Genomic DNA, 14,357 nt, shown 5'->3' with positions numbered 1-14,357 from the left:
CGGTGCGCGGCCACCGGGACCTGGTGATCGTCGGTGCGGGCATGACGGGAGCGCTGGTGCTCGAGCGGTACCGGCGGATCCACCCTGACGCGTCCGTGCTGGTCCTCGACCGTTCGGCGGCCGCGGCCGGGGCGACCGGCCGGTCGGCGGGTGTGTGCGTGCCGCTCGGCGGGGTGCCGGGCAGGACGCCGCTGGTCGGCCCGGGCCAGGCCTACTTCGCCGGCGCGGCCCGGTGGCGGGAGGCCGGGCTCGTGCGCCCGCTCGAGGTCTGGTTCGTGCTGCGCCGCCACAACGTGCCGGGCTTCCTCGACGCGTGGCAGGGCGGGCCGCTGCGACCGGTCGCCGCGCAGCGGGTCGCCACCGTCCGCGAGCGCGCCGGCGACCTGCGCGTCGACCCCGACGAGGAGGTGCTCGCCTCCTCCGGCGACTGCTACGCCGTGGACGCCGCCCGGCTCACACGTGCACTGCTCGACCTCCATCTGAGCGGGCCGGGTTCGGCGCTGTGGGAAGGGAGCGAGGTGGTCGCCATCTCGCCGGAGCCGGGCGCGGTGCGGGTGGTCCTGGCGTCGGGGCACGCCGTGCGCGCCCGGGCCGTGGCCGTGGCAGCGGGTGGCTGGTGCCCGGAGTGGCCCGGCGCGGCACCGGCTCAGCCCGTGAAGCGCATCGCCGCCCTCACCGTGGACCATCCCGGCGACGGCCTGCCGATGCTCGACTTCATCGACGACGAGCTGTTCATCCTGCCCGGCGAAGCGGGCCTGACGGTGAGCTTCCGGCGGGAGTCGTTCGCCGTCCCCGGCGCCCCGCTCGACCCGACGGTCACCGCCGCCGACCTCGACGAGGGCCGGCGCGCCCTCACCAGGCGCAGCCCGGCACTGGCCGCGGCGGTCGTGGGCGCCCACGTCGGCCACGACGCCTATCCGCACGGCGGCGCACCCGTGGTGACGGTCACCGCGGCGGGCCGGGTGGTCGACGCCCGCGGCATGGGCGGCTCGGGCATCCGCCTCGGCCCAGCGGTCGCCGACCGGGTCGTCGCCGCCCTGACCGCCGCCTTCCCGCCACCTGCCACTGCACCACCGCCGGCCACTACACCGCCGCCGGCCGCTGCACCGCCGCCCGCCGTGCCAGCTGCGTCCGCGCCTGTCCCAGCGGCCATCCTGCCGACCGCCATCACGCCGGGAACGAGCAAGTCGGCCATGCCCACCACGCCGGCCATCACCGCGCAGTCATCCGTCCCCTCGACCGGCGCCGCGGCGGGGTCCGTTCTGCCGGCTCCGGTCGCGCCGGTCGCCGCAGTCGTTCCGGGCAGCGTTGTGGGGGTTCGGGATGTTCGGTGAGCTGCGCCGCCAGTACGCGCGCCGGTCGCGGCACCTGGTGCTGGCCGGGTATCCGACGCCGAACGGGCCGCTGCACCTCGGGCACATCGCGGGGCCGTTCCTGCGTGGTGATGTGCTGCGACGATACCTGCGCTCGCGCGGGCACGACGCGCTCGCGGTCGGCACGTCCGACTCGTGGGAGTCGAACATCCTCTTCACCGCGGCGAAGGAAGGGCGCGACCCGATGGTCGTGGCCGGCGACTACCAGGGTCGCATCACCGCGGCACTGGCCGACTTCGGTGTCGTGCAGGACGACTACCTCGACGTCCACGCGGCGCCGCACCGTGCCGAGCACCGGCGCTACAGCGACGCGCTGGTCCATGCCCTGCACGCCGAGGGACGGCTGCGGTTGCGGGCGGAGCGGCTGTGGTTCGACGCCGCCGCCGGGCGCCCGCTCGTCGGCTGCTGGCTGAGCGGGAAGTGCCCGAAGTGCGCGGCACCGGCCACCGGCAACTCGTGCGAGGAGTGCGGGACCTGGTTCGGCCCGACGGACCTGCGCGAGCCGGCGCCGCGAGCGGTGCCGGGCCTGAGGCCGGGCCAGGGGGCCGGCGCGCCGCCGCGCGGGACGCTCTCGGCCGTCACCGTCACCAGCGCGTTCGCCGCCCCGGCGGCCGGGATGCGGGCCGAGCGGTGCGCCGAGCGGATCGGCCAGGTCGACACGTACCTGCCGATCGTCGAGGAGTACCAGCGGTGGAACCCGGCCGGCATCCGGTTGACGTACCCGATCGGCTGGGGCGTGCCGTGGCCCCTCGCCGGCCCGGATCACGGGTCCGTGCATTACAGCTACGGCACCGGCCTCGTCGCGGCGAGCAAGGTGATCGGTGACTTCGCGGCCAGCCGGCACGGGGTGCCGAATCCGATGTCGGCGGGCTCCGACGTGATCACGGTGGCCGCCGGCGGGCTGGACGCCGTCATGCCGTGGCTGGTGCTGCTCGGCCTGACGACCCGCGGGCTGGACTTCCGGCCGTTCGACTTCTTCCTGTTCAACCAGTTCCTGGACCTGCACGGGGCGAAGTTCTCCACGTCGCGGCGGCACACGATCTGGGTCGGCGACTACGTCGCGGCCGGGCTCGACGTCGACTGTGCCCGGCTGTACCTGGCGAGCCTCAGCCCGCTGACGAAGAGCCAGGATTTCCGCTGCGACACGTTCGCCCGGTTCGCCGCCGGGTGGGCGGAGCGGCTCGACCGGGTCGTGGCGGACCGCTCGGCCGCGCTGGTCGACGGCCCTCCGGCGACCCCCGCGGAGGCGCCGGGTGCCGTCGAGGCGCTCGCCGCCCAGGACCGTTGCCTGCGCCTGCCGGTCACCGACCCGGCCGCGGCGGTGGGCGTGCTCGGCGACTGGGTCGACCGGCTGGCGGCGTCCGGCGGCGACGCCGGTGGGCGACCGCACGACCCGGGCACCGCCTGGTCGCAGCTGTGGACGCTCGCGGTCCTCGCCGCGCCGCTGGCACCGGGCTGGGCGGGACGGCTCTGGGCCGCGCTCGGGCTCGCCGGCGACCCGGACGTCCACACCACGTCCGGCGAGGCGTGCTGGCGGCCGGGGCGGTACACCGGCCTGCGCCCGCCGGCCGAGGCCGCGGTGCGGTTCCTGATGGACAACCCCTCCCTGGGCGGCTACCCGGACGCCCCGACGCCATCCGATGCAAAGGCGGTCCCGCAGTGACATCCAGCGTGATGTTCGTCAATCTCAGGCCGTACCAGCTCGAAGCGAATGCGGTGCTGCTCGCGGCCCGGCGGGCCGGGCTGCGGGTGGCGCTGCTCGCCGACCGGATCCCGAGGGGCACGGTGATGTCGCTGGTCGACGACGTCGAGCTGGTGGACACGTTCGACGTGCCGGCGGCCCGGCGGGCGGCCGCGGCGCTCGTCCAGCGGGCGGCCGTGCGCGGCGTCGTGACCTGGTCGGACCGGGACGTGCGGCTGGTCGCGCGGATCGCGGAGGACCACGGCCTGCCCGGGTTGCGGGACAGCGCGGCCCGCCTGGTGCGGGACAAGCACGCCGGGCGGCAGGCCCTCGCGGGCCGGCCCGATCTCATTCCCGCGTTCCAGCTGGTCGACGGTGAGGCGAGCCTCGCCGGGGCCATCGCGCGCATCGGCTTCCCGGCGGTGCTCAAACCGCTGACCGGATCCGGCAGCAAGGGCATCTTCGAGGTCGCCGACGAGGCCGGCGCCCGCCGGGCGTGGGACGTCCTGCGGCGGTACACCATCGGGTCGGGAGACCCGATGTTCGCCGGGACCGAGCACCGCTGGCTGTACGAGGAGTGCCTCGACGGCACCGAGCACAGCGTCGAAGGCCTCGTCCAGCGCGGGGAGGTCCGCCTCGTCGCGGTCACCGACAAGGTCACGACCGCGCCGCACCACATCGAGGTCGAGCACGTGCAGCCCAGCGCGCTGGGCCCGGCCGCGCTGGCCTCGGTCGGCGAGCTGACCAGGGCGGTCGTGGCCGCGTTCGGGATGGACGACTGCGCGTTCCACCTGGAGTGCAAGGTCGACGGCCGGGGGCGCGCCCGCCTCGTGGAGATCGCCGGGCGGGCGGGCGGCGGCATGATCGCCTCGCACCTGGTGCCGCTCGCCACCGGCGTGGACTACTGCGCCGACATCGTCCGCGTCGCGACGGGGAGCCCGATGGCCCCCGCCGGCCCCCCTTCCGGCGTTCTCGCCGGGGTCCGGTCCGCCTTCGCCCGGACCGCCGGTGAGATCGACGAGGTCACCGGATACGGCGCCGCGCTCGCCGTGCCCGGCGTCGTCCAGGTCGCGGTGCTGCTCGGCGCCGGCGACCGGGTGAAGCTCCCGCCCGAGGACTTCATGAGCCAGCGGGTCGCGACCGTCATCGCCCAGGCCGGCGACCGCGAGGAGCTGCGGGCCAACCTGGTCGCCGCCTGCGACCACCTGCGGGTGCGGCTGCGCGACCCGGAGCGGGACGAGACCCTCGAGGAGGTGGCCGCGGGCTGGGACCGGCTGCAACGCGTGCGGGCCATGGACGAGGCGCGGGCGGCCGTGCTCGGGCCGGGCTTCGTCGGGCAGCACAGCAACGTCACCCCGCACTACGTGCGGGCCCTGGCGGAGCGCCTCGGGCTCGGGCCGGGCTCCCGCGTGCTCGACGCGGGCTGCGGCACCGGCGGGCTCAGCCTCGCACTTGCCGCGGCCACCGGCTGCGAGGTGATCGGCGTCGACCTGAGCCCGGCGGCGGTCGAGGTGGCCACCGAGCGGGCCGCGGGGCACCCCGGCGGCCCACGGACCACGTTCGTCGTCGGGGACCTGGGCGAGCTGAGCGGGTTCGGCGACGAGTTCGACGCGGTGCTGGCGTTCGGCTCCGGGTACTGGTCGGCGCCCGAGACCGCGGTGCCGCGGTGGCGGCGGGTCCTCCGCGACTCCGGCAGCGCCGTGCTGCTGCTCACCCGGATCCTCGCCGACCGGTCCGACCGGGACCGCGAGGTGGACCTGCAGCCGGGCCTGTTCCTGCCGCACGCCGACTGGGAGGGCGTCCTGGAGAAGGCCGGTTTCACCGTCGCGACCGCCGACCGCACCGACATCGACGGCCTGTACTTCCGGGCGTACCTCGGCCGGCTCCGCGAACGGGAGGCGGCGTTGCGCGCGGAGATGGGCGACGAGGACGGCGCCAACTACATCGGGATGTTCGAGCAGTTCCTCGCGTACCACGACGCGGACCTGCTGCGCCGGTGGGAGATCGTCGCGACCCTGCGGGACGCGGCATGACCGCCGCCGAGCTGCTCGTCCTCGACCTCGACGGGGTCCTCGTGGAGAGCCAGGACGCGGAGTCGCGGGCGCTGTGGGAGCTGGCGTGCCGGGCCGGGGCGGCGCTGACGCTCCAGGAGGCGGAGGTCGAGTTCCGGGGCAAGAAGATGGCCGACTGCGTCACCTTCGTCGAAGGCCTGATCGGCGCCCCCGTCGAGGACGGGTTCGTGGCCGCGGTACGGGCGCGCTGCGAGGAGCTGACCCGGGAGAGCATGCGCCCCGTCGACGGGGTCGCCGACGCGCTCGAACGCATCGACCTGCCGATGTGCGTCGCGTCGAGCAGCCCGGCGGCGATCATCGAGCAGCGGCTGCGCGCCACCGGGCTGTGGGCGCGGTTCGCCGGGCGGGCCTTCTCCGCGTACGAGGTGGGCAGCTGGAAACCGGACCCGGGCCTGTTCCTGCACACGGCCGCGGCGTTCGGGGTGGCGCCCGCGGCGTGCGTCGTCGTCGAGGACAGCCTCGTCGGTGTGCGGGCCGGGCTCGCGGCCGGCATGCGCACGCTCGGATACGCGGACGGGCCGTACGCGGACCTGCTCGCCGCCGAAGGCGTGCCGACGTTCGACGACATGCGGCAGCTGCCGCGCCTGGTGTCCACGCCCGCCGGGACAGGACCCACCGGGACAGGGCACGGCGGGACGGGAGGTGCCCGGTGACGGAGCCGATGCCCCGCCTGCTGATCGTCGGCGCCGGCGACCTCGCCGGTCAGGTCCTGTACCAGCTGGCCCGCGACCTCCGGCCGGTCGCCGTCACGCTCGGCGGCCGCCGTGACACCGAGGTCCGCGGCAAGGTCAACCTCGCCCGGCTGGCCGCGCTGCAGGTCGGCCGGCAGCCCGTCGTCGACGGCCGCCGGGTGGACCTCGACGACGTCGACGCCACCGCCGAGACCATCGCCGCGCTGCGCCCCGACGTCGTCTTCAACGCGGCGAGCCTGCAGTCGTGGTGGGTCATCGGCACCCTGCCGCCCGCGGCGTTCCAGCGCCTGTACCGGGCGAACTTCGGCCCCTGGCTGCCGATGCACCTGACGCCGGTGCTGCGGCTGATGACGGCCGTGCGCCGGTCCGGGGTCAGGCCCGTCGTGGTCAACGCCGCGTACCCCGACGCCGTCCACCCGGTCCTGCACACGGCCGGGCTGGCGCCCGACGCCGGCATCGGGAACGTGGCCAACAACGTGCCGGCGCTGCGGCTGATCGCCGCCGAGCGGCTCGGCGTGCCCGTGCGCGACGTCGGCGTGCGGTTCGTGGCGCACCACTACGTGAGCCATCACGTCTCCCGCACCGGCGACGCCGAACCAGACACGTTCCGGCTGCAGGTCACCGTCAAGGGTGCGGACCGCACCGCCGACGTCGACGTCGGCACGCTGTTCCTGCCGCTGACCAGCAGCCACCGCCGGCTCGGTGGGATGGCCGGGCAGCTGATGACGGCCGCGTCGGCGCTCAGCGTGCTGCGGCCGCTGCTGCACGGCGACGCCGCGCAGGCCCACGCGCCGGGGGTCGGCGGGCTGCCGGGCGGATATCCGGTGCGCATCGGCCACGGCGCGGTCGCCCTCGACCTGCCCGCGTCGGTCGGCCTCGGCGACGCCGTCGCGGTGAACGAGGCCGGGCAGCGCCGCGACGGCATCGACCGGATCCGCCTCGACGGCACGGTGGAGTTCACCGAGGAGTCGGCCGGGATCATGCGGGAGGCGCTCGGGCACGACTGCCGCACCATGCGGCTGGCGGACTGCGCCGACCACGCGCTGGAGCTGGGCGCCCGGTACCAGGAGTACGCGGCCCGCAGCGGCCAGGACCGGACGGCCGCCCCGACCGCGGTCGGCTGAAACCCTTCCCAGGCAAGGAGAAGACCATGTCCGCAGACGACCGCCGGCGGGTGCTGCTGATCGACCGGATCGGCTACAGCCACTACCGCCGCCACGACGGCTCGCCGTTCATGCCCGCCGACCGGTTCGCGGTGACGGTCCTGACCGACCGCGCCAAGGTCGGCGAGGTGTCCGGTGCCGAGATCGACGCGGTGATCGGCATCGACCTCGACGACGTGCCGCTCATGCTCAAGGCCGGGGAGATGGTGCACCGCCACCGCCCCCTGGACCTCGTCGTCGCCATCTCCGAGCGGCTGCTGCTGCCCGCCGCCCGGCTCCGCGACCGGCTCGGGATCCCCGGGCAGAGCGAGGAGCGCACCCTGCTGGTGCGCAACAAGCTGCGGATGAAGGAGCACCTGGGCGGGCTCGGCGTCAGGGTGCCGCGGCACGAGCCCTTCAGCCCCGAGGCGGTCGCCACGCTGCTCGAACGGCACGGCCGGGTGGTGCTCAAGCCGACGGAGGGGATGGCGTCGACCGGCGTGTTCGTCCTCGACCGGATCGAGCAGCTGCGGCCGGTGCTGGACGCCAACCCGGGCCTCGATCGGGCGAACTACGAGGTCGAGGAGTTCATCGATGGTAATCTCCACCACGTGGACAGCGTCGTGCGGGACGGCGAGCCCGTCGTCGCCACGGTGTCCAGGACGGTCGACCCGACCACCAGCTATCACGACGCGGCGCCCTGCCGGGACCACAACATCGGACCCGGGCCGGACCGGGAGGCGCTGCTGGCGTTCAACGCCGCGGTGCTGAAGTGTTTCCCGTGGTTCAGCGGGGTCACCCACCACGAGATGTTCCTCGACCGCGCCGGCGAGGTGGTCTTCTGCGAGATCGCGGGCCGACCGGGCGGCGGCGGCATCATCCCCGGCTTCCGGCACCAGACGGGCGTCGACCTCGACGAGGCCGCCGTCATGGCGCAGCTGGGCGACCCCCTGCCGGTCCCGGCGAAAGACCCTGTGACGGACCCGATGCCGCTGATCGGTTACGTGATGGTCTACCAGCCCGGCGGCGTGCTGGAGGCGACCCCCGCGGCGCCGGACGTGCCGTGGCTGGTCGACCTGGCGTACCTGCGGCGCCCGGGCGACGTGCTGCCGGTGCCGACCCGGTGGAGCGACGCCGTCGCCGCCGTCACGGTGGAGGGCGCGACCGAGTCGGAGGTCCTCGACCGTCTCGACCACATGGTGCGGCACGTCCGGGGCACCGGCTGAAAAGCAGCAGAGACGAGCAGCGAAGGAGCTGGCATGGGCAAGGCTCGACCCGGCCGCGCGGACCGGCGGCTCAGCCGCCCCGCGTGGTGGTTCGTCGGCGGGTACGGGCTGTCGGCCGTCGGCACCGGGCTCTGCTACCCCTTCCTGGCGATCTACCTGCACCAGTTCCAGGGGCTGCCGGCGGGCGAGACGGCGGTGCTGCTGCTCGTGCTCGCCGGCGCCGCGGTGCCGATGTCCGTGTACGGCGGTGCGCTCGTCGACCGGCGCTCGCCCAGGGCGGTCGCCGTCGGCGCGCTGCTGGTGCAGACGGCGGGGTGGCTGCTGCTGGCGGCCGGGCGCGGCTACGCCGCCCAGCTGGCGGCGCTGCTCGTGATCGGCGTCGGCACCGGCCTGTTCCTGCCGGCCGTGGTCCCGATCATCGCCAGGCTCAGCGGCAGCGAGGAGGTCAAGGTCCGCACGATGTCGATGCGGTACCTGCTGCTCAACGTCGGCCTGGGCGTCGGCGGCGGGCTCGGCGGCCTGCTGCTGGGCTCCGCGACCGACGCCACCTACCGGTGGCTGTTCGCCGCCGATGGCGTCAGCTGCGCGCTGTACGCCGTGGTGATCGCCGTGTTCGTCCCGCTGCCGGAGGACGCCGACGCGGTCGGGTCCCAGCGCAAGACCCTGGCCCGGTTCCGGCCCGGGCGCAGCTACGTGCTGCTGCTGGTCGCGCAGCTGCTGCTGGTGACGTTCGGGATGGCGCAGCTGGAGAGCGGCGTGCCGCTCGCCGTGCGCACCGACCTGGGCGGCTCCACGACGCTGGTCGGCACGCTGTACGCCGTCGGCACGTTCGTCGTGCTGGCCGGGCAGCTGCCGGTGTCCCGCTGGGTGGAGCGGGTGCACAAGACCCGTGCGCTGATCGCGATGAGCCTCGCGTGGGCCGGCGCGTGGCTGCTCGGCTACGCCGCGGGCGCCGTGAGCGGCGGGGCCAGGACCGCGCTGCTCGTCGTCATGATGGTCACGTTCGCGCTCGGCGAGTGCGCCTACAGCCCGGCGTTCTACACGCTCGTGGAGCGGCTGGCACCCCCCGGCACCCTGGGCCGGGCCACCGGCGCCGCGTGGGCGACGTTCCAGGTCGGCAACACGATCGGGCCGCCGGTCGCGGTGTACCTGCTCAGCACGCCCGTCCCGTTCTGGCTGGTGCTCGCGGTCGCGGCGACGGCCGCCGCAGGGCTGGTGTTCGCCGTGGACCGGCGGATGCACACGCCGGCGGAGCCGGAGCGGGCGCTGAGCACGGTCGCCGGGTAACGCTGGACATCGATCCGTCCGGTAACTAGCGTGAGGGGTATGACTCCTTACGTCGCCGACCCCGGTGCGTGGCAGGAAAGCTGGGACCTGCAGCAGTCCGCGTTCATGCCGGACCGGGAGCACCGCATCGCCGCGATGATCGACGCCGTGGAAGCGGTCACCGAAAATCCGCCCCGGGTGCTGGACCTGGCCGGCGGCACGGGATCGATCGCGCTCCGGGTGCTGCGCCGCCTGCCCGGCGCCCAGGTCACCCTGCTCGACGTCGATCCCGTGCTGCTGTGCATCGCCCGGGCGTCACTGCGCGACCGGGCGCAGATCGTGACCGCCGACCTGCGCGACCCGGCCTGGACCGGCGCGCTGCCGCACGCCGGATACGACGCCGTGCTCGCCGCGACGGCCCTGCACTGGCTGCCGGCCGAGCGGCTGCGCGTGCTGTACGGCGAGATCCGGACCGTCCTGCGCCCGGGCGGCCTGCTCGTCAACGCCGACCACATGCCGGACCCGCAGCTGCCCGGCCTCACCAAGCAGCTGGTCGCCTCCGCCGACGCGCGGCGGGACGCCAGGTACGCCGCCGGCGCCGCGCCGACCTGGTCCGCGTGGTGGGACCTCGCCGCCGCCGACCCGGTGCTCGGCCCGCTGGCGGCGGACCGGGCCGTCGTCCACCCCAAGGGCGCGAGCGCGGAGTTCCTGCCGCCGGTCAGCTGGCACCTCGAGGCCCTGCGCGACGCCGGTTTCACCGAGTCGGGCACGCTGTGGCGCGGCGGACCTGACGCGGCGGTCGCTGCCGTACGGTAGCCGCGTGGTTGATCTCGTGGGCCGGCTGCAGGTCGGCTTCCACTGGCGGCGCGCGCCGTACTCGGATGTGGCCTGGGCGGACGTGACGGAGTGGTGGCGGGACCCGGTGGTGCTGCGGGATCTGCCCGCCGCCGTCGCGGGGCTCGTGCCCGGGTCGCCGACGCTCGTCGCCGGGCCCGTCTCGCGCGGCAGCCTGCTCGGCGCGCTCGTCGCGGCACACCTCGGCGTCGGGCTCGTCGAGGTGCGCAAGAACGACCGGGCGGCGTCCGGCCCCGATCCGGGCTTCGTGCGCCGAGCGCTGCCCGGTTCGTACCATGGCGGCGGCGGTGTCATGAGCTTCCGCCGCGGCCTGGTCCGGCCGGGCGACCGGGTGCTCTGCGTGGACGACTGGGTGGAGAGCGGCACGCAGGCCGAGGCGACCCGGGACATGGTGCTCGAGGTCGGTGCGGATTTCGTCGGTACCGCGTGCGTCGTCGACGACATCGCCGACACCCCGGAGGGCGACGCGTTACGGACGGCGCTCGGCCTGCGCGCCCTGCTCCGCGCTCACGACCTCTGAGGCAGGAACGCGGCCCGGACGCGCAGCAGCCAGTCCTCGGCGACCCGCTCGTCCGGCGACGCCGGCAGCACGCCGGGCGTCGCGTCGAACTTCGCCTCGTAGTCGGCGAGCATCGTGCGCGCGGCGTCCACGTCACCGCCCGCGACCCGCTCCCCGAAGTCGAGGAACCGCTGCGGCTCCTCCAGCCGGATGTGGATCACGCCGGTCGTGTACGCGGTGTACCCCTGCCAGCACAGCCGCAGCAGGTGCCGGGCGTGCTTCGCGGTCCGGTGCCGCGTCTCGGACGAGAACGACCCGTCGCCGCGCGACTCCAGCTTCCGGAACTGCTGCGTCGCGTAGCCGAGGTACGCGTCCCGGATCCGCTTCGACGACAGGAACGACGACCGGATCGCGATGAGCTCGTCCCCGAGCGGCGTGCGCGTCTCGTACAGCTCCTGCGGCAGCCACATGAGCTCCGACACCGTCGGGTTGCCGCCGAGTGCCAGGCTGCAGTACTTGCGGGCCTCGTGCAGCGTCACGTCAGGGTGCGTCGACACCACCGACTCGACCGGCTGGTGCAGCCCGTGAAACGCCACCGTCGGCGCCGCGAACACCCCGAGCCGGTCCACATCGGACCCCGGCCCCGCCAGCCCGTACGCGGTCGAGCCCACGATCCCCGCCAGCAGCACATTCTCCGGTGTCATGCCCCCCAGTGTCCCGGACGTGTCACCCGGGTTTCACAGGTCCCCGCGCCGCGGCCCGCTCGGTCCCAGGCGGCGATCCACGCGACGGCGGCCAGCAGCCAGGCCTGTCCGGGGCCGCCGCTCATGTGCTGGACGGCGGCGTACGCCTCGCTGAGCGCCCGCTGGGCCGGCACGTCGTCACCATCCAGGCGCCTGAGCCACGCGGTGCACGTCAGCGTCAGCGCCCGCAGGAACGGATCCTCGTCGGCCGCGGCGTCGCGCTCAGCCTGCTGCAAGACCGGCTCGATCGGCGCACCGGTGAGCAGCGAGCCGGCCAGCCCCTGGCCGAGCGTCGAGATCCGCTGCACCTCGGGCCGTGGAAACTGCTGACGGAGCAGGTCGAACAGTTGCCGGAGCGCTTCCAGGACCGGCTCGTCGGCGCCGGCCAGGAGCGACCCGGCCAGCAGCACACCGGACAGCACCGCCCGGTCACGGCGTCCGTGCTCCTTGTCGGCGAGCAGGACGGCCTCGGCGAGCAGTTCCTGCGCGTGCGCCCGGTCGCCGGACCGGCCGACGATGCGGTGCCCGAGCCGCAGGGCGGCCTCGTCGAGCGTGACGGCCGCGCCGTCGCCAGGAGCGCGGGCGGCGATGGCTTCCAGCAAGGCCACCACGCCGAGCAGCAACGCCTTGAGCGAGTCATCGGGTCGTCGGCGCGAGCGAGGTCTGCCAGGTCGGTGAAGAGCCTGCCCGCCGACCGGCCGTCGCCCGCCTAGGTGCCGGCCCAGGACGCGACGGCCCTGCAGATGGCCCTGATGCCCTCGTCTTCGACCGCGGAGATGGCCCGTCCGGCGTTCGCCAGCACCGCGAGGGCCTGTGTGTTCCCGCCGGATCTGATGAGCAGCCAGGCCGCTGCGAGCAGGCCCAGCGAACGCTGGGTCCGGCCCGCGATCGCCTCCGTCGCGGCGACGACGGCGGCGTTGGCGCGCGCGACGGCCTCGCCGTCGGTCGGCGCGTGGCCGCGGCGGCAACGAGCAGCGTGCCGAACTTCCCACGAGTCCTGCTGCGCAGGGCCTCGTGGACCATCGGCCACCAGGACGGACCGTGAGGCGGCGCCGGGTCCGGGGACCGGGCATGACCGAGCCACGCGAGGGCAGCCAGCGCGATGGCGCGGTCCCGCGGGTCGGTGCAGACGATCCGGACCGCCCCGGCGAGGTCACCCGGCACCCGGGCGGCTCGCCTGGCGTCGCCGCAGCGGGCGCCGGTCCAGTTCACCAGCGCCGTGACGAGGGCGTGCGACAGCGGGTCGGCGATGTCGCCGGCCCTGTCGAGCAGGGTCCGTGCCAGGGCCGCGCCGCCCGCGTGATGTGTCGCCCACGCCGCGGCGGCGAGCGCGCTCGCCTGGTCCTGCGGATCCTCCGTGAGCGACCCGGCGAGCGACACCGCCGCGGCCGCCGGCAGCCTCGGGTCCAGCGCCACCCAGCCGGTGACCTGGACGGTGGCGTCGCCGGCCGGACCCGTCACGGTCACCGTCGTGTCGACGGGGCCGGGCCGGTCCCCGCTCAGCCGCAGGCGCAGCGTGTCGCCGACGATGCGGGCCCGGACCGCCGGCGGTGCGAGCACCGTCGAGGCGTGGGCGAGCGGGCCGCCCCTGAGCTGCACCTGCGTCTCGGATGCCGCGCCGGCACGGGCGACGCCGAGGTCGACGGTCGACTGCGAGAGCTGGACCGCGGTCGCGGCGAGCGCGTCCTGGGCGGCGAGGGAGACCTTGCGGCTGTCGTCGTGGGCGAGGCGCGCCAGCGTGGCCCGGGCGGCGGCGACCTGCGGGAGGTCGGGTCCCTCGGCGATGTCCCGCAGCTCGAGGACCGCGGCCCGCTGGAAGCTGACGGCGCCGTGGTCCAGCAGGTCGCGGATCTGTTCGGGCAGCGTGCCGGGACGGATCCGGCGCCGGGTGCTGTGCGCGACGTAGATCTTGCCGCGGCTGCCGAAATACCACCGGTTGGGGTGCTGGTCGGGGTACGCGGCGACCACCCGCCGCTCGACGAACTCATAGAGCTCGTCGAGGTCGATGCGACCGTCCTGGTCGAGGTCGGCGTCGCCGGTGAGGATGCCGTCGATCAGCGCCCGGGTGAACAGCGATGACGGCGGGCTGCCCGGTGTGACCAGGTTGCCCAGCTCGTAGGCGAACTCGGTGGCGCTCGCGGCGGTGACCACGACGTGCCCCCGTCCGCCCGAGAGTTCGGGTGCGGCGAAGCTCGACCGGACGTCGACCTCCTGCCCCGAATGCGGGATCACGCCCTTGGCGAACGCGCCGCCGAAGCAGCAGTCCAGGAGCAGCACGACGCTGCCGGCGCGGCTGCGGCGCATCAGGCGGAAGACCCGTCCGGCGTCGACCGAGGTGGACGCCAGCAGCGCCGGCTGGGTGTTCGGCACGGCCAGGTGGAGCTCGCCGTCCTCGCTGCGCAGGCCGTGGCCGGCGAAGTGGACCAGGACCAGATCGGCGGCGGCGTCGTCGGTGAAGAGCTGGTCGAGCCGCTCGTACACGGCCTGCGAGGTCGCGTTGCAGAGCAGGTCGACGTCGAACCCGCCGAGCGTGTCGTCGGCGAGGACCTCGGCCAGCTCGGCGGCCTCGGCGGTCGGCGCGGCCAGGGGCGGCAGGGTGACGTGCTCGTAGCGGTCGTTCGCGACCAGGAGGGCGATCCGCCGGCCGGTCATGTCCCGGTGGTGCCGACGGACCGCAGGAACGCCTCGACGAGACGGTCCTGCTGCTCGGGTGTCGCGCCGTCCAGGACGAGGCGGTGCTCGCCGACCGCGATCTCGACCCGGCCCGTCACCGGCGCCTGGCGGCGCCGCCACCAGCCCGTGACCGCC

13 protein-coding genes are annotated in these 14,357 nt (G+C 75.0%); 9 read left to right on the top strand and 4 right to left on the bottom strand.

The genetic code is table 11. The annotated features are described in order from the left end of the window. Positions 1–2: 2 nt before the first annotated feature. From ACQEVZ_RS53380 to ACQEVZ_RS53340, 9 genes are read left to right on the top strand one after another with little or no spacing between them, the layout of a single operon-like run. Positions 3–1,334, top strand: coding sequence for an NAD(P)/FAD-dependent oxidoreductase (locus ACQEVZ_RS53380; protein ID WP_433383402.1), 1,332 nt, complete (start codon positions 3–5; stop codon positions 1,332–1,334). Further along, positions 1,324–3,036 (top strand): class I tRNA ligase family protein, encoded by a 1,713-nt coding sequence (locus ACQEVZ_RS53375; protein ID WP_433383400.1) that lies wholly within the window; start codon positions 1,324–1,326, stop codon positions 3,034–3,036. Before ACQEVZ_RS53380 ends, ACQEVZ_RS53375 begins: the two co-directional genes overlap by 11 nt. After that, positions 3,033–5,087 carry an ATP-grasp domain-containing protein gene (locus ACQEVZ_RS53370; RefSeq protein WP_433383398.1) on the top strand — a complete coding sequence of 685 codons (2,055 nt, stop codon included), beginning with the start codon at positions 3,033–3,035 and terminating at the stop codon, positions 5,085–5,087. The genes ACQEVZ_RS53375 and ACQEVZ_RS53370 overlap by 4 nt, the downstream gene beginning before the upstream one ends. Continuing rightward, a complete protein-coding gene (locus ACQEVZ_RS53365; RefSeq protein WP_433383396.1) occupies positions 5,084–5,779 on the top strand; it encodes an HAD-IA family hydrolase in 696 nt (231 codons plus the stop codon). Before ACQEVZ_RS53370 ends, ACQEVZ_RS53365 begins: the two co-directional genes overlap by 4 nt. Then, positions 5,776–6,942: a hypothetical protein gene (locus ACQEVZ_RS53360; RefSeq protein WP_433383394.1), complete on the top strand. Its 1,167-nt coding sequence runs from the start codon at positions 5,776–5,778 to the stop codon at positions 6,940–6,942. Before ACQEVZ_RS53365 ends, ACQEVZ_RS53360 begins: the two co-directional genes overlap by 4 nt. A gap of 26 nt (positions 6,943–6,968) precedes the next feature. Next, on the top strand, positions 6,969–8,186 hold the full coding sequence (locus tag ACQEVZ_RS53355; protein WP_433383392.1) for an ATP-grasp domain-containing protein: 1,218 nt from the start codon (positions 6,969–6,971) through the stop codon (positions 8,184–8,186). A gap of 33 nt (positions 8,187–8,219) precedes the next feature. After that, positions 8,220–9,473: an MFS transporter gene (locus ACQEVZ_RS53350; protein WP_433383390.1), complete on the top strand. Its 1,254-nt coding sequence runs from the start codon at positions 8,220–8,222 to the stop codon at positions 9,471–9,473. A gap of 39 nt (positions 9,474–9,512) precedes the next feature. Further along, the gene (locus tag ACQEVZ_RS53345; RefSeq protein WP_433383388.1) at positions 9,513–10,268 is read left to right on the top strand and encodes a class I SAM-dependent methyltransferase; all 756 of its coding nucleotides are present in this window, start codon (positions 9,513–9,515) and stop codon (positions 10,266–10,268) included. 4 nt (positions 10,269–10,272) lie between these two features. Further along, positions 10,273–10,827: a phosphoribosyltransferase family protein gene (locus ACQEVZ_RS53340; protein ID WP_344498222.1), complete on the top strand. Its 555-nt coding sequence runs from the start codon at positions 10,273–10,275 to the stop codon at positions 10,825–10,827. On the opposite strand, the gene ACQEVZ_RS53335 is transcribed toward ACQEVZ_RS53340, so the two are convergent. From ACQEVZ_RS53335 to ACQEVZ_RS53320, 4 genes are read right to left on the bottom strand one after another with little or no spacing between them, the layout of a single operon-like run. Further along, positions 10,815–11,510, bottom strand: coding sequence for a nucleotidyltransferase domain-containing protein (locus tag ACQEVZ_RS53335; protein ID WP_433383386.1), 696 nt, complete (start codon positions 11,508–11,510; stop codon positions 10,815–10,817). The two genes, ACQEVZ_RS53340 and ACQEVZ_RS53335, sit on opposite strands and share 13 nt — an antisense overlap. After that, on the bottom strand, positions 11,507–12,160 hold the full coding sequence (locus ACQEVZ_RS53330; RefSeq protein WP_433383384.1) for a hypothetical protein: 654 nt from the start codon (positions 12,158–12,160) through the stop codon (positions 11,507–11,509). Before ACQEVZ_RS53330 ends, ACQEVZ_RS53335 begins: the two co-directional genes overlap by 4 nt. 25 nt (positions 12,161–12,185) lie before the next feature. Further along, complete coding sequence (locus tag ACQEVZ_RS53325; RefSeq protein WP_433383382.1) at positions 12,186–14,201, bottom strand: caspase, EACC1-associated type; 2,016 nt, start codon at positions 14,199–14,201, stop codon at positions 12,186–12,188. Next, entirely contained in the window at positions 14,198–14,320 is a 123-nt protein-coding gene (locus ACQEVZ_RS53320; RefSeq protein WP_433383380.1) for a hypothetical protein, read from the bottom strand. The genes ACQEVZ_RS53325 and ACQEVZ_RS53320 overlap by 4 nt, the downstream gene beginning before the upstream one ends. Between the last annotated feature and the right edge of the window lie 37 nt (positions 14,321–14,357).

Source organism: Dactylosporangium sp. CA-152071, from assembly GCF_050936335.1.
In the GTDB taxonomy this organism is placed as follows: Bacteria; Actinomycetota; Actinomycetes; order Mycobacteriales; family Micromonosporaceae; genus Dactylosporangium; species Dactylosporangium maewongense.
Note: the sequence above shows the minus strand (reverse complement) of the source record. Positions and strands in the feature narration are given on the sequence as shown.

Bases quoted from the DNA above. Each gene is read 5' to 3' on its own strand.
- ACQEVZ_RS53375 (WP_433383400.1), top strand. From the start codon at position 1,324: ATGTTCGGTGAGCTGCGCCGCCAGTACGCGCGCCGGTCGCGGCACCTG.
- ACQEVZ_RS53365 (WP_433383396.1), top strand. From the start codon at position 5,084: ATGACCGCCGCCGAGCTGCTCGTCCTCGACCTCGACGGGGTCCTCGTG.
- ACQEVZ_RS53355 (WP_433383392.1), top strand. From the start codon at position 6,969: ATGTCCGCAGACGACCGCCGGCGGGTGCTGCTGATCGACCGGATCGGC.
- ACQEVZ_RS53350 (WP_433383390.1), top strand. From the start codon at position 8,220: ATGGGCAAGGCTCGACCCGGCCGCGCGGACCGGCGGCTCAGCCGCCCC.
- ACQEVZ_RS53345 (WP_433383388.1), top strand. From the start codon at position 9,513: ATGACTCCTTACGTCGCCGACCCCGGTGCGTGGCAGGAAAGCTGGGAC.
- ACQEVZ_RS53335 (WP_433383386.1), bottom strand. From the start codon at position 11,510: ATGACACCGGAGAATGTGCTGCTGGCGGGGATCGTGGGCTCGACCGCG.
- ACQEVZ_RS53325 (WP_433383382.1), bottom strand. From the start codon at position 14,201: ATGACCGGCCGGCGGATCGCCCTCCTGGTCGCGAACGACCGCTACGAG.